Source organism: Pelatocladus sp. BLCC-F211, from assembly GCF_041928655.1.
In the GTDB taxonomy this organism is placed as follows: domain Bacteria; phylum Cyanobacteriota; class Cyanobacteriia; order Cyanobacteriales; family Nostocaceae; genus Pelatocladus.
Genome location: NZ_JBHFLM010000057.1, coordinates 1 through 22,201 on the forward strand (window position 1 = coordinate 1; position 22,201 = coordinate 22,201).

Below are 22,201 nucleotides of genomic sequence, written 5' to 3' on the forward strand. Positions count from 1 at the left end.
GGATTTATACTACCAGGGTTCTGGATCAGGAGTTGTCCACTTGACCTACTTCGTTTTTTATCTGTGCGCTTTACCGCTAAAAACATAATATCATCAAAGTCGTCCTAGAAGGACGAGGCTTTAGACCCAGGTTTTTGGTAACCAGTACTTATATACTAAAAAATGCCCAAAAAAAGCCGCTGATCGATGAGCAGCATAACCGAATGGAAGCAGGTTTATTTATAGAACCTCGAGTACTGCTGGCAATATTTCAACTGAAGCGGTAAAGAATTATATTGGACAACAGCGAGATTAATTTAATGTCGTGGCAGGTTAAAACCTGCGTCGTGGTTTTCATCCCCGGTCTGTTCGCCCTTGGCGTTCCCGAATGGTAGCACGAAATTTGCAACTACGTTGCTCTTTCTCCGGGGTTTTCAACCTAGCTCTTAATAAATCTTCAAATAAATACAGCAAGTAACACTGCATTAGTCATCAAAATATTTTTCTTTGTCTTCATGGAATTTCTCGCATCGAATTTGTAGTTAAATTTTGTTAAGATTGGACTCGATGTGAGTTAGCCTTCCCGGCTTGTTGCCTACCTTGGAGACACTCAATGCTGCGACTAGAACATATTAGTAAAATTTATCCGACGGGCGAAGTTCTCAAGGATATCAATTGGGAAGTTAAGATAGGCGATCGCGTTGGTTTAGTCGGTGTTAACGGCGCAGGTAAATCTACCCAACTCAAAATTATCAGTGGTAAGATTGAGCCAACCTCTGGCGAAGTGATTCGTCCTGCTAGTTTACACATAGCCTACCTCAATCAAGAATTTGATGTAGACCCCAGCCGTACCATCAGAGAAGAATTGTGGACAGTCTTCAAGGAAGCAAATCAGGTACAGTTATCTTTGCTGGAAGTGCAGCACCAGATGGAAAGCGCCTCTCCAGAAGAACTGGATAAACTAATTAATAAGTTAGATAAGCTACAACGAAAATTTGAAGCCCTAGATGGTTATGGCTTAGAAGCACGCATCGGCAAGATATTACCAGAAATGGGCTTTGAACCAGAAGATGGCGATCGCCTCGTCAGCGCCTTTAGTGGCGGTTGGCAAATGCGGATCAGTTTGGGTAAAATCCTTCTGCAAGAACCAGATTTATTGTTATTAGACGAGCCAACAAACCACCTAGATTTAGAAACAATTGAGTGGCTAGAAAATTACCTCAAAGGCTTAAATACGCCCATGGTCATAGTTTCCCATGACCGGGAATTTCTCGATCGTCTCTGCACTCAAATTGTAGAAACAGAACGTGGTGTTTCCACTACTTATCTTGGTAATTACTCAACGTTTTTACAACAAAAAGCTGAAAACCAAACAGCACAAATTAATGCTTACGAACGTCAGCAAAAAGAATTAGAAAAACAACAAGCTTTTGTTGATAAATTTCGTGCTAGCGCTACCCGTAGCACCCAAGCCAAAAGCCGGGAAAAACAACTAGAAAAAATAGAGCGTATTGAAGCCCCAACATTTGGAGTTAAAACACTACAATTTCATTTTCCCCCTGCACCCCGCAGTGGCAGAGAAGTAGTCGAAATCAAAAATTTAACTCATATCTACGATGACAAAATCTTGTTTTTAGGAGCAAATCTTCTAATTGAGAGGGGCGATCGCATTGCCTTTGTTGCTCCCAACGGTGCGGGGAAATCAACTTTACTACGCCTAATCATGGGTATGGAAAAACCCACAGAAGGCGTTGTGAAATTAGGCGAACATCATGTGATCCCAGGATATTTTGAACAAAACCAGGCGGAAGCTTTAGACTTAGAAAAAACCGTCATGGAAACTATTCATAACGAAGTCCCCGACTGGAAAAACGAAGACGTTCGGACACTGCTAGGACGCTTTTTATTTAGTGGTGATACAGTCTTCAAAAACGTCGCGGCTTTAAGTGGTGGAGAAAAAGCGCGTTTAGCATTAGCAAAAATGCTATTGTGTCCAGCCAATTTACTAATCTTAGATGAGCCAACCAACCACTTAGATATTCCAGCTAAAGAAATGCTGGAAGAAGCATTACAAAACTACGATGGCACAGCGATAATTGTTTCCCACGACCGATATTTTATTTCTCAGGTAGCCAATAAAATTGTAGAAATTCGCGATGGAGAATTTCGAGTTTATTTAGGAGACTATCATTATTACCTAGAGAAAATTGCTGAAGAAAAAGAACAAACCAGATTAGCTGCGATCGCCGCCGAAAAAGCAGCCAAAAAAGCAGCAAAAGCTGCTAAGGCTGGTGGGAAGAAGAAGTAGAAAGGAAATCAGTGTCTTGTTTATTAACCAACTTGTGTAGTTTGAGAAGCGATCGCACAAGCCCTTACTGATACCAGAAAAAACTATGGTTATTGTTCAGGGGTGAAGCGATCATCCACTCATAATGTACCTGTTAAAGTAACTTGGTACGACAATCAAGATGTACCGGAAAAACCTTATTCCTTTCAAATAAATGTAAGCCAAGAGAGTATTTTAAAGAGTGACTTAGATTTTATACTTGGAACTAGTGAGTATTGAACCAAGTAAGTAGCTTTTAACCTGGCAACGTAGATTGGGTTAATTGCTATCGAAAATCTAATATATCTTCAGGTTGCTACATTGCATGATTTATGTCACACAACACTGGCTGAGTTTGGCTACTGAGGGTTATCATAAGAACGGTAAGCCATCTGTAAATTTCTTTCAAGCTTATGAGTAATTTGCAAGAAATCGAACATGCTATTAGTCAACTATCAGCGGAAGAGCTTGCCGATTTCCGAGTCTGGTTTGCTGAATTTGATGCAGAAGTATGGGATCGGCAGTTTGAGGAAGATGTTGCAGCAGGTCGTCTCGATAATTTGGCTCAACGCGCACTGCAACATTTGCGTGAAGGACGTTGTACTGATTTGTGAGGTATCGTGCAACTCCTGATTTTTGGTATCACTATCGACAGTTACCAGATGAGATTCAAGATCTGGCTGATCGCTGCTATGAATTGCTTAAACAAGATCCTCGGTATCCATCACTACACTTCAAAAAAGTCGGCTCTTTTTGGTCAGTGCGAATCGGAATCCACTACCGCGCCCTAGCAGTAGAAGAAAATGATGATATTGCCTGGTTCTGGATCGGAACTCATGCAGAGTATGACCAGTTATTGCGAGGTAGTTAACGCCAGCTAACAAGTCGTTGGAGCCGACCGCCGAGAAGTTATTTGTAGGAATCAGAGGTTATCTGCGGCGGCTCAAGAGTTGGTTTGTACCACAAAAATAAGAAAAAATGACTAAAGTTTAAGAAATATATAAAAAATGGGGTATCTCTTATAAAAGAAGTTAATAAGCACAAATCTACTTGCGACTGTAGTTAGCAGTGGTATCATTCGGGTATTACAAAAAGTAAAGGGCGATTTTATTATGACCAAAGCACCTGTTGCTCCCGTGGTGCTAGTCATTTTAGACGGATGGGGCTACTGTGAGGAGACAAAAGGAAATGCTATTGCCGCTGCTCAAACTCCGGTAATGGACAGCTTATGGGCAGCATATCCCCATACCCTTATCCGCACATCAGGAAAAGCGGTAGGCTTGCCAGAAGGTCAAATGGGCAATTCTGAAGTTGGTCATTTGAACATTGGCGCTGGTAGGGTTGTACCTCAAGAGTTGGTACGCATTTCTGATGCGGTAGAAGACGGTTCCATCCTCAAAAACTCAGCACTTGTCAGCATTTGTCAAGAAGTCCGCAGTCGCAATGGTAAATTGCACATGATCGGGCTTTGTTCTGAAGGTGGGGTACATTCACACGTTAGTCATCTGTTTGGAATACTTGACTTAGCAAAAAGTCAGGAAATATCAGAGATTTGCATACATGCGATTACAGATGGTCGTGATACCGCCCCCACAGACGGTGTCAACTCAATCGCACTGATTCAAGACTACATCGACCGAATTGGAGTCGGACGCATAGTCACCCTCAGTGGTCGCTACTATGCCATGGATCGCGATCGCCGTTGGGATCGGGTTCAACGTGCCTACAATGTGATCACACAAGATAGTTCTGGTAATGGACACTCTGCGGTGGAAGTTCTGCAAACATCCTATGCAGAGGGTGTAACAGACGAGTTTATCGCCCCAGTGAGAATAGCCCCTGGAGCCATAGAACCAGGAGATGGAGTCATATTTTTCAACTTCCGTCCAGATCGTGCCAGACAACTCACCCAAGCTTTCGTTAGTCCAGAATTTAACGGTTTTGAAAGAAAGCTAATCACGCCATTGTCCTTTGTTACCTTTACACAGTACGACCCAGAATTGTCAGTAAAGGTTGCCTTTGAACCGCAAAATTTGAGTAATATTCTCGGAGAAGTTATTTCTCAGCATCATCTCAAGCAGTTTCGCACCGCCGAAACTGAAAAATATGCCCATGTTACCTACTTCTTCAATGGTGGACTAGAAGAACCCTTTCCAGGAGAAGACAGGGAACTGGTTAATAGCCCAATGGTTGCCACCTATGACAAAGCACCCAAGATGTCAGCCGCAGCAGTTACAGATGTGGCAGTCGCAGCGATTGACAAGGGTATCTACTCGTTAATTGTAATTAATTATGCTAATCCAGACATGGTGGGACATACAGGTCAGATTCCAGCCACAGTAGAAGCCATTGAAGCTGTAGATCACTGTTTGGCTCGCCTATTGACAAGCATAAGCAAAGCAGGAGGTACAGCAATAATTACTGCTGACCACGGCAATGCCGAACACATGATAGATGAAAATGGCAACCCCTGGACAGCTCATACTACCAATCCAGTTCCTCTAATTGTAGTGGAAGGAGAACAGGCAAAAATTCCTGGTCATGGCGGCAATGTGATCTTGCGTGAAGATGGTAAACTAGCAGACATCGCTCCCACGATTTTGCAAATTTTACAGTTGCCTCAACCAGCAGAAATGACTGGGCGATCGCTTCTCCAACCCACAGAATACGATGTACAACTTTCTCGTAAACCTGTGCCAGTGGGGCAGTAAAAAGTTGATAATAGTGAATTATGAATGAGAATTGAAGTAGGTCGGCACACTGAAACTAGTGGCGAGGATTGTCATTTGTTCTTTGTCATTTGTCATTGGTAAGGGTTTCAATGATGTTTATGTTTCGTAATATAATTCTGCTTATTTCCGCCGACTTACTTAACATAAGTTCATAATTCATAATTCAAAATTCACAAACACATTAGCTACTATGACCGTTTCTAACGTTGTACAAGGTATCTGGGTTTTTTCTGCTGTTGCTTTGACCGTCCTAGTATTGTTACATAGCCCCAAAGGTGATGGAATCGGAGCCATTGGTGGACAAGCCCAATTATTTAGCAGCACTAAAAGTGCAGAAAAAACATTAAACCAAGTTACATGGGCATTGACAGTCATTTTCCTTGGATTATCTGTGGTTTTGAGTGCTGGTTGGCTCCCTAAGTAAACATGGAGAGGGTGAGGAGTGGGGACTTGTGGAACAAGGAGGACAAGGGAGAAATTTCTCCCTATACCCAATCCCCGATCCCCAATCCCCGATCCCCAACCACCAATATCTCAAAAAGTTTTATTTGGCGGCGTTTACTGGTATTTACAGGATTGGCTATTAGTACAGGAATGCTCGTGATCTTCACTAACGTGCAGTCCTTTGCCATTTCCCCCTCCACTCCTCAATCGCATCCCCTACCGCCCACACTGGCGCAGTGGCAAGATCAGACAAATAGCGGTGACTACTTTTCTCAAGTTGTACCGACGCAAGTAGGTTATTTAATTTGGTCACAATTTCCCGTTAAGGTTTATATAGAAACACCCCAACCAATAGATGCGAAACAAGCCCAAGCATGGGTGAATAATGTCTTGCAGGCTGTACAAGAGTGGAATGCTTATTTACCTTTACAAGTAGTCGAAAACCAGAAATTAGCCGATATTACGATTATCAGGAAAAACCCACCACTGCAAAAATTACCCAATAGCAAAATTCCCCGTGCGCGTTCCGCTCAAACTACTTACGAGTTATATAAAAAACAAAATATTTTATACCATAAATTTACGCTCCTGCTCAGTCCGAGTCAAACAGGTATATATCTTTTAGCTGCTGCTCGCCATGAACTAGGACATGCTTTGGGTATATGGGGACATAGCCAATTGCCAAGTGATGCATTATACTTTTCTCAAGTTCGCAATCCACCGCCAATTTCTGCAAGAGATGTGAACACACTGAAGCGAGTTTATGAACAGCCTACAAGTTTAGGGTGGGCTTTACCAGCTACGTGAGTTCATTTGCTCTGTGTGAGTGTGTTTGTGGTTAATATCAACATAAGCCGTTCACTCAAATTCATATGAACCCCAAAATTGCCTGTCAACTATGGGAACTTCTTTGGCGAGATTATAGCAGCAGGGTAAGGTATGCCCACACCTATGCACAAATGATTACTAAAGCGGGTGGTACTGTTGCTAATGATCACATTGCTTTTCGATCTTTACGTATGGCTGTGGATAGTCCACAAGGTAAAGTCAACTTAGGGATTGAGTATTTGGGAAAATTTGCCGAAGCTTTAGGTTATGAGGCAGCTGGAGAGTATACATTTAGCGAAACTCATCTCTATGCCCGTCATTATCGTCATCCTCAACAAGTAGAATTCAATTTACCCAAGTTGTTTATTAGTGAGTTGATTGTGGATGAGTTACCACCGAAAACTATTCAACTCATTCAACAAACGGTAAGTGGTGTCAATTTACTAAGTTATTCAGCAATTATTCATAGCTTTAACTATGATACCGAACGTCTTGCCAAGGAACTTCTGAAAATTTTTACCTGTCCTTGGCAACCTCCCCGACGTTCTGTAGTGGAAGAAGTGAATAAAGTTAGTCAATACGGTGCTTGGGTATTATTACATGGTTATGCAGTCAACCACTTTACAGGCTATGTTAACCGCCAGAATACCCCAGAGTATCCAGATATTGATGCTACAGCCCGTGGTTTAGCAAAGCTAGGCGTACCGATGAAAGCAGAAATTGAAGGGAATGTTAGCTGTGGCTTACGACAAACAGCAACGCAAGCAGTAACAGAGATAGTAACAGTATTAGATGAGTTGACTGATACAGAAATTCAGATTCCCTGGACTTACGCTTACTACGAAATTGCCCAGCGCTATATGGTGGAAGAAGAACCAGGAAAGTCAGTGTTATTTGATGCTTTCTTAGGAAGAAATGCTCAACAATTGTTTGAAATGACTCGAATACAGAATTAATTTGTTGGTTGTTGATTGTTGCTTGTCTGGAAAAAGCACCAACTAACAACCATCAACAATTAACAATTAACGATTTTTATCTGCACTTTCATCTATTGATAATTGATATGACTCCAAAATACCACTGCGAATCATTAATGGAGGCCAGATTAATAAGAAAAAGCCCATCCATGTGAGTACTGGAATCGCAATCAAAACTGTTAGCCAGACAATTTTAAATATTATCCAACTACCACTAATCAAGGTTAAGCCTGTGAGCAGTATAGACCAGGGCTGACACCACCAAGGCTTAAATTTCCAAGGACTAAGAGGTTTTGTTTGAGACATTTACTTCAATTATCAATTATCAGTTATCAGTTATTATGCTTCCCTGTTAAGAGTTCCCTGAATTAATTTTGTTTCCATGCTTCTAAGGATACATATTCATTCCGGATGACATCTAGAACTTGGATATCACCACTCGGATTCAAGACACGAAACCAATAAATCGTGTCAATGTAATCTATATGATTTTCATAGATTTGCACTGTGTAGTAAGGTGCTTCTGGAGTTGGATAACTATCAACCTTCGCTGCAACACGTATTTTTCCCTTTGAAAGTTTTTCGATTTCTCTGGCTTTACGTTGTACTTGTGGTAGTTTCCAAACTAAGTTGAGGGCTGTTTTTTCATCAAGTGCTTGGGTAGCCTGAGTAATCTTGACAGTTTTAGAAGATTTTTGCTCAATCTGAACATGTTTAGTCTGAAAATATTTAGTGTGAGTTTGAGCAATAGTTGAGTGACACATTAACCCGATAAGTAAGGAAGCCGTGAAAGGATAACATAGCGATCGCTTGATGAAGCTACCCATAAGCACAATTGTTTGCTCTTGTTAAAATTCGGTTTTACTTCGTATACATAAATATTTTCTTTATTTTTCTACCATTTCCCGGACTAACTGCGCTAATTTCTCTGCACTATCAGCAGGTGCAATAGTTTTAGCTTTTTCCCCCATCGCTTTTAACTGTTGTGGTGACTGTAACAGGTGCAAAACTTCTGTTTGCAATTTCTCAAGTGTCAGTTCTGTTTGCTGAAACATCAATGCTGCACCGACTGAGGTAAATACTTTGGCGTTATAGGTTTGATGGTCTTCAGCTGCAAACGGATAAGGAATTAAAATTGCAGGTGTACCACACACTGCTAATTCTGTTAGACTACCTGCACCAGAACGACTGATGGCTAAATTTGCGCGTTGCAGTAATGCTGCCATGTTGTGATAAAAAGGCAAAGATATATACTGCGGATGTTTTAAACTTTCCGCTTCCGGATCTTTATCGCCTGTCAAATGTACAACCCAAGCACCAACATCAAACCAAGCTGTTGCACACTCACGCACCAACTTGTTAATGGCGATTGCGCCTTGACTACCACCAAAGACGACGATCACAGGTACATTTTCAGGAATACCTAAATCTAGTGATGCGGCGATCCCCGGTTCTAAAAATTCCGAACGTACAGGAGTACTGGTGTAAATCGTCTTGGCACGGGGTAAATACTTGGCAGCAACTTCAAATCCTAATGCGACTGCATTACACCAAGGCCCGAAAAAGCGAGTGACTTTTCCAGGGTAAGCATTTGATTCGTGGAGTACTACGGGTATACTTAGCGATCGCGCCGCAATTACTGCTGGCCCAGCAATATATCCTCCTGTGGTAAATACTCCCTGAAATTGACCATTTTGTAAAATTTTCCTAACTTTAAGAATGGAACTGATCAGTTTACTTACAGTCAGTAGCGATGAGATACCAAAACCTTTTTGGAATCCTTCAACAGAAATAGTATTCAATCTATACTGTTGAGGGACAAGTTGAGTTTCTAGCCGATTGGGTACACCCAACCATTCGATTTGATAATCTGGCAATTCTTGCGCTAATGCGATCGCTGGAAATAAGTGTCCGCCAGTTCCACTTGCTGCTATCAATAATTTTATTGGTGCGTCTGCCATTTACTCACTACCATGTCAACGCTTAGTTTCACTAAGATAAAACAATTTCCCTACCTTGTTGTAAACTGTTTCGGAACTTAATCTACAACAGCTTTACTCTATGGATTTGATTTGAAGACGGGAATCTCTTTTGTAGTCAAACTACCAATTTAATACCAATGCGTAGACTGATTATCCTACTGTTTAAACGCCAATCACGCTTCCCATCCAGCCGTTGGATACTTTTGTTATTACTTACTCTTGGTTTTACTGCTGGTTGGAAATGCGCTCAAGCTAGCACTTCACCGAACGCACCCCCTGAAGTCAATAACCTATTGACGCAAATTGATACAGCAGCAAACCAACGTAATGTCAAAGGAGTAATGCAGTTCTACAGTCCCAATTTTAGGCATGGGGATGGATTAAACTATCAAAGCATGGAACAAGCTTTAAATGCGCTGTGGAAACAATATCCCCAACTCAAATACAGTACGCAGCTGCAATCTTGGAAACCTCAAGGTAATGTGATCGTCGCTGATACGGTGACGAAAATAACTGGCTTACCTTCCCCGAACAATAATAATATGGCTTTATCAGCCACAATTACATCACGTCAGCAAATTTCTGGGGGAAAAGTCATTCGCCAAGATATTTTGTCAGAACGTACTCAAGTTACTGCTGGTAGCCAACCACCACAAATTGATTTTAAATTGCCACAACAGGTTAAAGTTGGTCAGCAATACAGTGTTGATGCGATCGTCCAAGAACCTCTAGGCGAAGATTATATTTTGGGAACAGCTTTGGAAGAACCAATCAAAGCAAACAAATATCTCAGTCCTACACCCGTAGATTTGGAGTTACTTTCATCTGGTGGTATTTTCAAAGTTGGTAAAGCACCCATGACTCCTGGTAGTCAATGGGTTTCGGCGGTGATCATGCGCGGAGATGGTATGACAATGATCACTCAACGAATGCAAGTAGTGACAAAATAATTAGTCATTAGTCATTAGTCATTTGTTATTTGTTCTTTGTCCTGATTCAAAACTCTAGAGTAAGTAGTTCTACTCCAACTAAATAATGACCAATGACCAATGACCAATGACCAATGACCAATGACCAATGACCAATGACCAATGACCAATAACTAAACCATGCTTTCTCTACAAAATCAAATTGTTCTAATTACTGGTGCGAGTAGCGGTATTGGTGCTGCTTGTGCCAAAGTGTTTGCTAGTGCTGGCGCAAAATTGATTTTAGCGGCGCGACGTCAAGAACGTTTGCAGGAATTAGCAGATTGTCTTGTAGAGACTTACCATGGCAAGTCTGGTCAGATACATTTGTTACAGTTAGATGTACGCGATCGCTCTGCTGTTGAATCTGCTCTATCTAGTCTTCCTAGCGCTTGGTCAGAAATTGATATTCTGATCAATAATGCAGGTTTGAGTCGCGGTTTAGACAAACTCCACGAGGGTAAATTTGAGGATTGGGAAGAAATGATTGATACCAATATCAAAGGTTTACTCTACCTCAGTCGCTATGTTGTCCCTGGAATGGTGAGTCGCGATCACGGTCATGTGATCAATATTGGTTCGATCGCTGGCTATCAAACTTATCCCGGTGGTAACGTTTATTGTGGTACAAAAGCAGCAGTCAGAGCAATTTCTGAAGGCTTAAAACAAGATTTATTGGGAACTTCGGTAAAAGTCACTTCTGTTGACCCCGGTATGGTAGAAACCGAATTTAGCGAAGTGCGGTTTCACGGTGACACACAACGCGCTGACAAGGTTTACCAAGGAGTCACCCCTCTCACAAGTGAAGATGTCGCTGATGTGGTCTTTTTTTGCGCTACCCGACCAGCTCATGTCAATATTAATCAAGTCATCTTGATGCCTGTTGATCAAGCTAGCACCACACTCGTAAATCGACGTAGTTAAAATAAATAATTGTTAAGAGTATTCAGTCGTTATCATCATGCAAAACACCACCAACGACGAAAAAACAGGCTTGGCATTGGAATAATATACTTTTTACATAAGTAGATGCGGGGGTGAGTCGATAATGGATCGACCTACTAGCAGTCGTTTGAGCGCTTGACCTCAGTTTTTCCATTATTTTGGCGCACCTCAACACGCGAACACTGCTGCTGTCCTCCACTAGAACTTGACTGCTCAATTTGTGTTTGCTGTACTTGTTCACTCTGTTGAGTTGCACAGCCTACTAAGGTAGCGATCAGCACGTAAGCCAAAAGTTTGTTCAAGAATGTATGCATGGACTAATACTTCTACGAATCAGATAGCCGTAATTCTTCTGTTTCTGGACCAAATAAAATTTACAAATGTTTTTTTGTTCACTCCTCACAGCGATTGGATTGGTCTACACAAATATCTACAACGTGAGTGCTTGTCTTTCCAGAAACAAATTATTTTCCTGCTTCGCAGCTATTCTCAAAAGCTTTTTGCAAACTAGCTGAGTCTTTGATAAACGGGGAGCAGGCGATCTCCCTGAATTTCAACGGTGTTTTGTCTCCTCTAGCTAATGGTACTACTGCTGTAGCGCTTGGCTCTATCCAATAGCTCAAGAGGGAGCGATCGCCTCACCAATCAACTGTGAATTTATATTTTTTTGTCAAAGTTAATCAGACATTCTCCTCCGTAGTTCAAGATTGAAGTATAAGACTTTAGTTAGCAGCGACCTTGGGTGGGTTTGGTGAAACCGCAGGAGTTCACATAACTACATTTAAATCTGATATTTCAAATAGGAGAGACTGACATGACACAGAATAATGCAGCTCAACTTTTCAAAGCAGTTAAACAAGATCAAGCATTAAAGGAAAGACTTAAAGCAGCAGCAAACCCAGAAGCCTTCATCCAGATTGCTCAGGAACGTGGTTATAACTTCACAATTGAAGAACTAGAGACTGAACTGAGCAAATTGTCTTCTGAAGAGTTAGCAGCGATCATCAATCCAGGGGTGAGGCCTAGACTCCATATTTATCCTAGATAATTCCTGATATGGAAGAGTGACACGCTCCCACACTTGCACTCGTTGGTAAGTGTGGGCTTCAAAAGCCAATCCCTCAGATTATTGACTGAGCTTTCCAGCGCTTTTAGCGGGATTGTCTTTTGTGTTGAGATAATTGCTCTACTATGTAGTCTGCCAGTTCTTGCTTGAGGGTGCTACTTGCAGTTCTTTGATAAGTTCTTCCTGTTTCTTGCATAAACTTACGCTTCTCGCGCTCAGAAGATTTGAGTTTATTTCCTGGTTGTTTCAGCCCTTTTTGTAATTCCTCCCACGTCTTTTCACCCACAGCTTCACCTAGCTTTATAAGTGCATTCGGCAGTAATTTTTTCGCCTCTGCTTGAAAATCATCTTCTGTCTCCAGGGAAGAAAAATCAACATTACTAAAGTCGATATCGATTTGAAAGTTACTCATTGAATCGCCAAAGCTACATTAACGACTATACAAGAATGCAGATACACCGCTACAGTTCAGTGTTTTCCAGCCATTCCCTTATATATTCCATACCTTCTTCTAGAGTGATTTTTGGCTTATATCCTAGTTGGGTTTGTGCTTTTTTGATCGAATAAGCATGAGGACTCGTGGAAAAATCTACAGCTGCTGGAAAAATAATAGGCTTTAAACCCAAAATTCTCATTCTTAACCACTCCAACCGGATCAAAGACTTGACAATTGGCGCTGGTAGAGATAGAGGTGCGGGTACGTTTCCAGCTTTAGCTAAACGCGTGTAGTATTCTTTCCAAGAAGTTTCCTGTCCATCAGAGATATTGAAAGCTTCCCCATAGGCTTCTTTTTCGATGGCAAGGAAGATTCCATCGATTAAATTATCTATATATAAGTGGTTCATAACTCCCCTTCCCGCATCAGGTATAACAAATCTTTTTTGGCGCATCAGCGAAAGGGGACGAACAACCCAAGGGTTACTCCTTGGGCCATAAACAGCCGTCGGTCTAATAATAATTACACCAAAATTTGGTGGTGCATTTAACTTTAAGATTTCTTTTTCACTTTCTATTTTTGTCAAAGAGTAAGGATTATTTTCGCTACGGAGTGGCCCTTCTTCTGTAACCTGATTGGGATAGATAAAGCCATATACTATGACGCTTGAAAGGTGAACAAAAGTCTTAACTCCAGCATTCATAGCTGCTTTGGCGATGTTGAGAGTACCACCAACATTGACATTACGAAACTCCTCTAGCGATCCTCCTTCTTTAACAAGGGCGGCTGTATGTAGCACAATGTCTACTCCTTGACAAGCTTCTTGTGCTACAGCTGGATCGCAAATGCTACCAACAAGTACTTTTGCGCCTAGACTCTGGGCTATTTTGGCATTCTTGGGATCATTTTCTATCCCTCGAACATGCATTCCTTGTGCGATCGCTAATTCGGTAGTACGTAAGCCAATAAATCCACCTATTCCTGTGATCAGGATAGTTTGATCTTTGAGGTTCATAAATTAAAATATCCTTTGTGAAGCAAGAGATTTTTTGTCCCTAATCTCATGAACAAATATTTCAGGAGATAATTTATAAGCATTTTTGTTGGAGTGAATGAGATAAGCAATTTTGTAGTTGAAGTGAAAATTTTATGCCCTAATACTTATAGTAAATAAATCTTGATAAACGTGCAATATTTCATGTGGTATATCTATTTAATCGGCATTTTAAAGTATATTATTGAGAACATTTTAGTGAGAATAATAAGTGTCTTAAATAACCATTACTGCCTGATTCAAATCAATAGAAAAACCCGTTGAAGCGGGTTGAAAAAATCAAGTGATACTTGATGTGAATTAAAATTCTAACAAAACAAAATCATTGTTGGGAAATCGACTACAGATGCACACAGATAAACACCGATAGACACAGATAGATTATCCGTGTGCATGATTTAGTTCTAAGCTACATTTAGGAAACCATTTTGAAGCAAGTAGGTAGAGTAGGTCATAAATAATTGTGTATCCATTGCTGGACAAACAATACCACTACCAGCAAGTGCATTGAGGGTTGCTTCACAATTAATAATTGGTCTTCTACTTTGCAGGTACAAATCGGGAATAGTGATTTGTTCTTCTGACCAACGTTCTAATAAGAAAGGTCTGAGGGTATACAAAGGATTCTCTGCGGAAGAAATATCATTAATTAATTTTGTTTGCCATTCTTGATAAGGAATTGTTTGAATAGCAAAACCCAGAGAATCCATCCATGCAAGTAAATCAGAGAAAGGAACAGGTGCAGGATGCTGTAAGTGGAATGCTTTCCCTAAAGACTCTTCTTGTTTAGAGAGATAAACAATAGATTTGCTGACATAATCAACAGGTGATGCATCCAACCTATAATCTACATCTGGGAAGTATCCCATCTGGATACAACCTTTAATTACCAAGTTGATAAAATCATCTGTATTACAAATACCTGTTTGACTATCTCCTGCGATTAAAGGTGGTCTGTGGATAGTTACAGGAAGACCTCTTTCGCGAGCAATTATGACTAGTTTTTCTGCTACCCATTTTGTTTGCGAGTAACCCAGAAAAATACCTTGCCAATGCTCAAAGCTATCATCTTCTTTGACTATTTTACCAGCATAAAATGGTGATTCAAATACAGCGACACTAGACACATAATGTACTGGCTTGACTTTAAAAAGACACGCCAAACGCAATACTTCTTGTGTGCCTAAAACATTCGGTGTTTTGAGTGCAGAATAGGGATAAACATAATTGAGTGTTGCGGCACTGTGATAAATACTATCAAGATTAGCGGCTAGCATTTCAAAGGCTTCTTTGCTAATTCCTAATAGCGGCTGAGATAAATCACCAATTACTGGCATAATTCTCGGACGGAATATTTCATTCCAAAGTCCATAACTTTGCAAATTTTTCTTGAGTTTTTGCTTACCTTCTTCTGGATGAGCAGCACGTACTAAACAATAAATATCAGCATTGGTTTGCTGTAGCAGTTCGTAGATTAAAAAAGCTCCTAAAAATCCTGTTCCACCTGTGATAAATACATTCTTTGGTTCACTTGTGAACACAAAAGAACCAGATGCAGGACGGATATTAGGGTCAAGAACAGCTTCAGCACTTAAATCTAAAATCGGAGCGACATTTTTAACTGCAACAGTGTCTTCTACATCTGATGCTAATTCTTGTGATTCTTCGGCTAAACGCTGAGAAAGTGAGGCAATAGTTGGATAATGCCATAATAATGTCGGAGCTATTTTAAATCCGAGCATTTTTTCGGCTTTTGTGACAATTAGCATCGCCTGAGTAGAATCCAAACCATAAGTATCTAATGGCTGTTCTGTATCAACTTGCTCTGCTTCTACCTGGAGAGTTTCGGCAAGATTAGATAACAACCAAGCTTGAATTTCTGCTGCTGTTAAAGATTTTTTTGCTGTCATCATATTTAGGCTTCCAATGTAGAATTCACAGGTTTATACTGAGTGTAGTAATTTGGAATTTGCAGCCCTTGAGTTTTCAAACTTTGAATTCGGTATAAGTAGGCAGAACCTATCATGAGATGGTTAGCAACATCCACGACGCGGCGATGATTTGGATCTGCTAGATAGGAACCTCGGACCCAGTCATTAAAGCTACCTATAGCTGGACCACACCAAATTTGATAATCAACTTCTCGACCTTTTTCTCCAGCATGAGACCAACGAGAAGATAACCCTAAATACCAACGGAAAATTAACGCCATTTTTAATTTAGGATTATTCACAGCTTTCCCCAATTTCTCTGGATTTTTTTGGGATAAATAAGAAACTGTTTCTTCCCAAACTTGAGCAAGTGGCTTGCGAAAAACTTGTTTTTCTAGTTTCTCTCTTTCTTGACTAGGAATCTCATCAATTGAGTTATAATTCCTGTAGATTTCATATAATTTTTGAGCGCGGAGAGGAAACATTGTACCGCGTTTGAGGACTTGCAGTTTTACCCCCATTTCAAACATATCTGCGGCTGGAGCCATCATCACATCAGCCATATCTGCTTGTGCTAACAATTGCTTAGTATGCTGACAACTTCCGGCTTCAATACATGATTGATTAATTGAACCTGTCACCACATATGCAGCACCCATCATAAAAGCAGCTAAAGCAGATTGTGGTGTAGCAATTCCACCTGCAACCCCCACTCGGATAGGTTTTTCATAATTATATTGTGCTTGAATTTCATCCCGTAAAGCCACAATTGAAGGTAGCAAACAAACTAAAGGACGATTATCAGTATGCCCACCAGAATCTGCTTCTGCTGTAATATCATCAGCAAGAGGAATTTTGGCTGCTAAATTTGCTTGTAATTCACTGATTAATCCTTGTGCAACCAACTCTTGCAACATTTTTTGTGGCGCTGGTTGCATAAATTTAGTTGCAACTTCACGGCGGGAAATTTTAGCAATGATTTTGTTTTTTATTTCAATTTCATTAGCTGAATTAACACCTAATCCTGCGGCACGGTAATAAACTATGTTGGGAGTAATATCTAAAAATGCTGAAGCTTCTATGGTTCTTACCCCATATTTGAGGTATAAATCTACAGCACCGCGTTCTAGTGCAGGTTCATTAGGACTATGAATTAAATTGAAAGCATAAGGTCCATTTGGTAAGGCGTATTGGATGCGGTTAATAGCGATTTCCAAGCGATTTGGCGGTAATCCACCCGCACCAAAGGAACCCAAAATTCCCTCTTTTCCTAAAGCAATGATCATTTCTTCTGAGGCGATTCCACCAGCCATTGCACCAGTGGTGTAGGCATATTTCACACCATGAAAAGCGAGAAAATTCGGGTCTCCTAACTGTTGTAATCTTATGGGTGGAATTACCATCAACAGTTCAATTTGTCCTGTTTTACCATGATCAAGAGGAGACAAATAACCGTCGTTGGTGACACCAATTTTGCCGTCAACTTTAACAATGTAACAAGGTTGATCTAATGTCAGGAGTTTTTCTTTGATTGTAATGGGGTCAAAGGCTACGCAATCTAAGGAACCTTTCCATAGTTGATTGAAGTTGGAGGGAGAAGTATAAAATTCAAGACCATTTTCTAGTACCGCATCTATTGTTTTCACGGTAGTGATTCCTCGAAGTAAAATATCTGATGAAAAGAGGGGAACGAACCACATAGACGCGCTTTACTCGGCTACCTACGGTAGGCGCGTTAGCCACTCCGTGTCTACCCGCAGGGTAGGACGCAAAGGACACAAAGAAGAGAGATGACGGGAGAAATTAGTTGTGATTTTTGGTAAAATTACTTGCTAAAATCTTTGCGAACTTTGTGTTCTTTGTGGTTCGTTAGATAAAACACTATCTGGGTGGTAATAAAATATTTTCAGCAACCTTTACTCACTTAGTAAATTTTCAACACAAGCAATTTGTAATTGAATTAGTTCGCTGATTTGCTGGCTAAATTCCTGACGAGATTGTAGGAAAGTGTCATGGGTTTTATGAACTTGGAAATTATTGGCGTTTAGTTGTTGGTAATGAGATTGATTGAGGAGGGTAATGGGTTGGGTAATGATCTCAGGATTTGCTGTTGACTCAACAAATTGTACTTCTGCTTTTGGCTGTAAGCTGTTATCCATGATATTTTGTATCGGCATTTTTTCTGCTTGAGTCGCAGGAGGGTTGATGAGTTGAGATTTTTTGGTAGTTGTGGAGATATTGCGGAAGAGTTGTTTGTTTTTTTCTGTTAAGATTTTGTCGGTAATACTTTGTCCACCCAAGGTAACTTTTTTGAGGGTGAATTTGGATTTTTTACTAGTTTCTGTTACTTGGGTGTAGAGTGGTGATAGGTCAACAGAAACTTGATGACTGACAAGTTTTGCTAGGGCTTTGACGATACCAGAATGATCGTCTAAACCTCTGCGATTTAGGGATATGGTGATGTGTTGTTTGCTGCCGAGAATTTTATCTATCCAGCGTGAACAAATGTTACCTGCACCTGTTTCGATAAAGATTCTCGCCCCATCGTCGTAGACTCGGTTGACTAGGCGAGGAAAGTCTAGTTGTTGGGATAAACCTGTGGCGATACTGTTGGCGATCGCACTACTTTCCATTTTCACCGGGCCATACTCAGCAGCAGAGTAGAGGGTGACATCTGGTAGGTTTTTCTGGATTGGTAAGGTGTTGACTCTGGCGATTTCGCTATACTCGGAACCCATCGCTTCACAATGGATCACGTGATCGAAGGGAGCGCGGAAGGCGTTACAGCCTAATATTTGAATGATTCTCTCACAGGCTGCTGGTTGACCGGCGATCACGATTTCTTCTGGTGTGTTGATTTGAGTTAAGAAGACGCGCTTCTCATGTTTGAGGTATTCTCTGACTTGTGAAGGGGTTGTCATGAGAACATAGTTAGCCCAGAAGTTATTATCTTGGGTTGGAGGTAATTGCCAATACTGACGGACGGCTGTTTTTGCACCAGATAATCTGTCGGCGAATAGGGGTGAGGTGTGGAGGGCGCGGATTCCTTGGGTAAAGTTATCCCAGACACCTATTGCAGACATCATACTGGTTTCACCCAAGCTATAACCAAAGGCAAATTCGGGTTTGACTTGGAATTGCTCACGGATGATTTGGGTGATGAATCTGGTAAACAGCATGTCTACGTCGAAGATTGCTAGAGGATCATCGAGAAATTGCTGTTCTTTGGTTTCGAGTTGGCGAGATGAAAGTTTGTTTAAGCTTCTGGGGAAGACGACGCGAGAGATATCGGCGACGAGGTTTTGTAGTTCTTTGATGGCGATGTCGTCGAGGATGTTGGGGAATAGACGGAAGAGATTACGCGCAATACCTAGATAGGAATTGACTGCTGCTGGATAGACGTAAGCTACTCCCCCGCGTTTACCGAGTGGTTTGGCTGTAAAGTAACTTCCTAGTGGTGTTTGCCAATCTTGTTGTTTAGCAAAGGCGTTATCTATACCTTTTCTCGCGGCTGCAATTTCTCTGGTGAGTTCGTTTTGGTTATGTGCCAGAATTACTAGGATGTAGTTTGCACTCGGATCTAGTTTATAGTTGGCAAAAGCGAGATTAGCAGCGTTGGCGAGGGAAGTACCGTTAGTTACGGTGTTTTCGAGAGCATCAAGTTGGGTGAGTAAATCAGTGCGATCGCGTCCAGTAATTGGAAATAAGTAAAAGGGTGTTTGCTGCAAAAATCTGCTGCTGCGTTCTTGTTGTTCTGGTTCTTCTGATAAGATGGCGTGGGCATAACTGCCATCTATTCCTATGCTATTAATGGCAGCAATTCTTTTTGTAGCTTGTTTGTCGAGAAACCAAGGTCTTGATTCTGTCGCGACGTAGAAAGGAATATGAGGAGAATTCACTCTCCCTTGTTCCTGATCTTTAACTCCAGACCAATTTGGTGTACCTGGAATATATCTATAATAAAGACACAAAGCTGTCTTGATTAAACTAGCAATTCCCGATGCAGTATATGTATGACCGATATTAGCTTTAACACTGCCAATTGCATAGTTTAAATCATTGTCACATCCTGGATAAGCCTGAAGCAAACCTGTGATTTCAGCTTCGTCTTCTTGTTTGTTACCACTACCGTAAACTTCTAGATAGTTGACGTCAGATGGTTTGATACCAGCCATTAACAAAGCTTGCTGACAAACTTGGTGAACGGCTTTAGGATTACTATTTCCTAAACTATCTTGCACAAAACTGATTGCATCAACAGCTGCGTAAATGCGATCGCGCTCTTTTTTAGCAGTTTCATGGAGTTTTAAAACTACTGCACCTGCACCTTCTCCAACCATCCAGCCATTGACTTTTTGATCATAGCTGAGGGTATTTGCACCAGAATTAATTGCTGTTCTTTGATTTCGCAACAATACATTTTCCATCCCGCCAGCTAAATCAACTGCACCCACAAGTACAGCATCTGCTTCCCCAGTTGTGAGTAAATGTTGGGCAACTTCTAATACTTTGAAAGTCGAATTTTCACCCGCAGTTATAGTAAACGCAGGGGCTGTAAAATCCCACAGCGAAGAAATACGACTCGCCATAATATTAGCGATATAACTTACATATTCGCTGCTTTCAACGGGATGATGCATCCCATCTTTAACGATGGTTTCTAATTGATCAACTTTATCAGCTGGTAGAGAAATTTCTCCAGCAATTAAGCCTTCCTTAATTTGCCAATCTAAATTCCATCTTTGCTGTAAATGATGTGCAGAAAATTCCGTTTCCGCGGCAATTATTACTGCTACATTTGCACCTTCTTTAATGCCTGCGTCTTTCAAAGCACGTTCAGCAACTTTCAATAATAATAATTGTTGTTGATTGAGTTTTTCTAGTTCATTCGGCGGAATTTTACTAGAAACTGTATCAATTTCAAAATCTGTAATGTATGCGCCTAATGGGGGTTTACCATCAGCCAAGCCGTATTTTTTCAGTAACTCTGCTTCCTTTTCTATTCCGTACCATCTCTGAGGTGGTAGAGGAATAAAATGTTGTCTACCCTCGTAAATACTGCGCTCAAAAGCATCTAAACCATCACATCCACCAAAAAAAGCATCCATCCCGACAATCGCGAGTTTAGCGGGGTGTAGGAATTCTTCTGGTGTTACCGATTGTGTTGTATTTCCTTGTTCTAAAATCATATGAGCATTAGTTCCGCCCAAACCAAATGCACTGATAGCAGCGCGTTTTATCGGTTGATTTTCCGGCCAATTGGTGGTGTTGGTGACAATTTGTTGCGGTGAGACAACATTGTTGTCTGTACCCATCGGTTCTGTAATATTGATTGTGGCTGGAATTACGCCATTAGACATGCTCATCAGCACTTTAATTAAACTAACGCTGCCAGCAGCTGTCAGCAAGTGACCGACGTTAGATTTTACAGAACCGAGTAAAGGTGTAGCTTGGTATTTACCGAAGAAGGTTTCTATTGATTGGGACTCGGTGGTATCGCCTAACAACGTGCCAGTCGCATGGCATTCCATGTAATCTATATTGTTAGGATTAATCTGTGCTTCTTGGTAGGCACGCTCAAAAGCAAGGGTTTGTCCTTTAGTATTGGGACTGAGTAAGTGTTTACCCCGTCCATCATTAGAAAGACCATTACCCGTGATGGTAGCATAAATGCGATCGCCATCTCTCACAGCATCACTATATCGCTTCAGTACCACCATCCCGGCGCCTTCCGCAGTCAGCATCCCCCGCGATAATTTATCTAAGGGACGACTGATATCATCGTTTTCGGGATATCCTTGAATTCCAGAAAACAACATTCTAATAAATAGCGGATCTGCACAGCTGATACCACCAGCTAACATCAAATCAGCTTTATGTGTCCACAAATAATGAGATGCCAACCTGATAGAATATTGTGGCGATGAACAGGCAGCATCGATACAAAAATGTATATTTGATAGTGAGAAAGCTTGAGCAATAATCGCCGCTGGTAAGCCTGAGATCATCGCATTGTAGAATGACGCTTCCTCAGATGAATTCAAACCAGCTAAATCAAAGTCTTGTTGTTGTAATAGTTCTCTGACAGCGGGTGTCAGGATTTGTTGATAAATTGGTGCAAATAATTGATTAGATGCTTTGGTGGGGAGAGAGAGTGTACCTAATATGACTCCACATTGAGAGAGAATAGATTCTTGATTTAAATAACCACTATGCTGCAAAGCTTGTTTGGCAACATGCAGTGACCATTTAAAGGTATTATCTAGTTTTTCTAGTAATTCTGCTGGTAGTTTGTACCCTGTATGATCAAATTGAAAATTGCGGAGGAATCCGCCTTTGAGGGAGTAAATTTTATCTGGTTTGCCTTTGCTTGGTTCGTAAAATGTTTGGGGATTGACTCCGAGTTCTTGGGAAGTTAAAGATGATGTGGAATCTTTTTTTTGAATGAGATTTTGCCAAAATTCTTCAGGATTTTTGGCATTGGGAAATAAGCATGAGAATCCGATAATAGCGATTTTTTCCACAGATATTCT

The 22,201-nt window shown here is 40.9% G+C and carries 19 protein-coding genes; 10 read left to right on the top strand and 9 right to left on the bottom strand.

The genetic code is table 11. The features are described from left to right. Window positions 1-592: 592 nt before the first annotated feature. The 7 genes from ACE1AT_RS06195 to ACE1AT_RS06225 all read left to right on the top strand — a co-directional run bounded on the left by ACE1AT_RS06195 (window position 593) and on the right by ACE1AT_RS06225 (window position 7,265). A complete protein-coding gene (locus ACE1AT_RS06195) occupies window positions 593-2,287 on the top strand; it encodes an ABC-F family ATP-binding cassette domain-containing protein (RefSeq protein ID WP_374866410.1) in 1,695 nt (564 codons plus the stop codon). Between the two features lie 431 nt (window positions 2,288-2,718). Next, window positions 2,719-2,919, top strand: a complete 201-nt coding sequence (locus tag ACE1AT_RS06200) for a hypothetical protein (RefSeq protein ID WP_017311571.1) — start codon at window positions 2,719-2,721, stop codon at window positions 2,917-2,919. Next, window positions 2,916-3,176: a hypothetical protein gene (locus tag ACE1AT_RS06205; protein WP_026720367.1), complete on the top strand. Its 261-nt coding sequence runs from the start codon at window positions 2,916-2,918 to the stop codon at window positions 3,174-3,176. The genes ACE1AT_RS06200 and ACE1AT_RS06205 overlap by 4 nt, the downstream gene beginning before the upstream one ends. 241 nt (window positions 3,177-3,417) lie before the next feature. Next, the gene (gene gpmI, locus ACE1AT_RS06210) at window positions 3,418-5,016 is read left to right on the top strand and encodes a 2,3-bisphosphoglycerate-independent phosphoglycerate mutase (RefSeq protein WP_374866411.1); all 1,599 of its coding nucleotides are present in this window, start codon (window positions 3,418-3,420) and stop codon (window positions 5,014-5,016) included. Between the two features lie 211 nt (window positions 5,017-5,227). Continuing rightward, complete coding sequence (gene secG / locus ACE1AT_RS06215; RefSeq protein ID WP_374866412.1) at window positions 5,228-5,461, top strand: preprotein translocase subunit SecG; 234 nt, start codon at window positions 5,228-5,230, stop codon at window positions 5,459-5,461. Between the two features lie 26 nt (window positions 5,462-5,487). After that, window positions 5,488-6,288 (top strand): peptidase, encoded by an 801-nt coding sequence (locus ACE1AT_RS06220; RefSeq protein ID WP_374866413.1) that lies wholly within the window; start codon window positions 5,488-5,490, stop codon window positions 6,286-6,288. A gap of 65 nt (window positions 6,289-6,353) precedes the next feature. After that, window positions 6,354-7,265, top strand: coding sequence for a DUF1338 domain-containing protein (locus tag ACE1AT_RS06225; RefSeq protein ID WP_374866414.1), 912 nt, complete (start codon window positions 6,354-6,356; stop codon window positions 7,263-7,265). A gap of 66 nt (window positions 7,266-7,331) precedes the next feature. On the opposite strand, the gene ACE1AT_RS06230 is transcribed toward ACE1AT_RS06225, so the two are convergent. The 3 genes from ACE1AT_RS06230 to murG all read right to left on the bottom strand — a co-directional run bounded on the left by ACE1AT_RS06230 (window position 7,332) and on the right by murG (window position 9,247). After that, on the bottom strand, window positions 7,332-7,592 hold the full coding sequence (locus ACE1AT_RS06230; protein WP_374866415.1) for a DUF6737 family protein: 261 nt from the start codon (window positions 7,590-7,592) through the stop codon (window positions 7,332-7,334). Window positions 7,593-7,654: 62 nt separating this feature from the next. Next, window positions 7,655-8,113, bottom strand: coding sequence for a hypothetical protein (locus ACE1AT_RS06235; RefSeq protein WP_374866416.1), 459 nt, complete (start codon window positions 8,111-8,113; stop codon window positions 7,655-7,657). A gap of 60 nt (window positions 8,114-8,173) precedes the next feature. Continuing rightward, window positions 8,174-9,247 (bottom strand): undecaprenyldiphospho-muramoylpentapeptide beta-N-acetylglucosaminyltransferase, encoded by a 1,074-nt coding sequence (gene murG / locus ACE1AT_RS06240; RefSeq protein ID WP_374866417.1) that lies wholly within the window; start codon window positions 9,245-9,247, stop codon window positions 8,174-8,176. Between the two features lie 158 nt (window positions 9,248-9,405). Here murG and ACE1AT_RS06245 point away from each other — a divergent pair, with 158 nt between their 5' ends. Together ACE1AT_RS06245 and ACE1AT_RS06250 are read left to right on the top strand one after the other, a co-directional pair. Next, the gene (locus ACE1AT_RS06245) at window positions 9,406-10,218 is read left to right on the top strand and encodes a nuclear transport factor 2 family protein (protein ID WP_374866418.1); all 813 of its coding nucleotides are present in this window, start codon (window positions 9,406-9,408) and stop codon (window positions 10,216-10,218) included. Window positions 10,219-10,377: 159 nt separating this feature from the next. Next, entirely contained in the window at window positions 10,378-11,160 is a 783-nt protein-coding gene (locus tag ACE1AT_RS06250) for an SDR family oxidoreductase (protein WP_374866419.1), read from the top strand. Window positions 11,161-11,297: 137 nt separating this feature from the next. Here the strand turns inward: ACE1AT_RS06250 and ACE1AT_RS06255 are convergent, their stop codons facing one another. Continuing rightward, the gene (locus ACE1AT_RS06255; protein WP_374866420.1) at window positions 11,298-11,495 is read right to left on the bottom strand and encodes a hypothetical protein; all 198 of its coding nucleotides are present in this window, start codon (window positions 11,493-11,495) and stop codon (window positions 11,298-11,300) included. Window positions 11,496-11,995: 500 nt separating this feature from the next. Here ACE1AT_RS06255 and ACE1AT_RS06260 point away from each other — a divergent pair, with 500 nt between their 5' ends. Beyond that, window positions 11,996-12,229 carry a Nif11-like leader peptide family natural product precursor gene (locus ACE1AT_RS06260; RefSeq protein WP_374866421.1) on the top strand — a complete coding sequence of 78 codons (234 nt, stop codon included), beginning with the start codon at window positions 11,996-11,998 and terminating at the stop codon, window positions 12,227-12,229. A 103-nt stretch (window positions 12,230-12,332) separates the two neighbouring features. On the opposite strand, the gene ACE1AT_RS06265 is transcribed toward ACE1AT_RS06260, so the two are convergent. The 5 genes from ACE1AT_RS06265 to ACE1AT_RS06285 all read right to left on the bottom strand — a co-directional run bounded on the left by ACE1AT_RS06265 (window position 12,333) and on the right by ACE1AT_RS06285 (window position 22,192). Continuing rightward, the gene (locus ACE1AT_RS06265) at window positions 12,333-12,659 is read right to left on the bottom strand and encodes a hypothetical protein (RefSeq protein ID WP_374866422.1); all 327 of its coding nucleotides are present in this window, start codon (window positions 12,657-12,659) and stop codon (window positions 12,333-12,335) included. 49 nt (window positions 12,660-12,708) lie between these two features. Then, window positions 12,709-13,698: an NAD-dependent epimerase/dehydratase family protein gene (locus ACE1AT_RS06270; RefSeq protein ID WP_374866423.1), complete on the bottom strand. Its 990-nt coding sequence runs from the start codon at window positions 13,696-13,698 to the stop codon at window positions 12,709-12,711. Between the two features lie 443 nt (window positions 13,699-14,141). After that, complete coding sequence (locus ACE1AT_RS06275; RefSeq protein ID WP_374866572.1) at window positions 14,142-15,647, bottom strand: thioester reductase domain-containing protein; 1,506 nt, start codon at window positions 15,645-15,647, stop codon at window positions 14,142-14,144. A gap of 5 nt (window positions 15,648-15,652) precedes the next feature. Then, window positions 15,653-17,314 carry a PfaD family polyunsaturated fatty acid/polyketide biosynthesis protein gene (locus tag ACE1AT_RS06280; RefSeq protein ID WP_374866424.1) on the bottom strand — a complete coding sequence of 554 codons (1,662 nt, stop codon included), beginning with the start codon at window positions 17,312-17,314 and terminating at the stop codon, window positions 15,653-15,655. A gap of 270 nt (window positions 17,315-17,584) precedes the next feature. Then, complete coding sequence (locus tag ACE1AT_RS06285; RefSeq protein WP_374866425.1) at window positions 17,585-22,192, bottom strand: PfaB family protein; 4,608 nt, start codon at window positions 22,190-22,192, stop codon at window positions 17,585-17,587. Window positions 22,193-22,201: the final 9 nt, after the last annotated feature.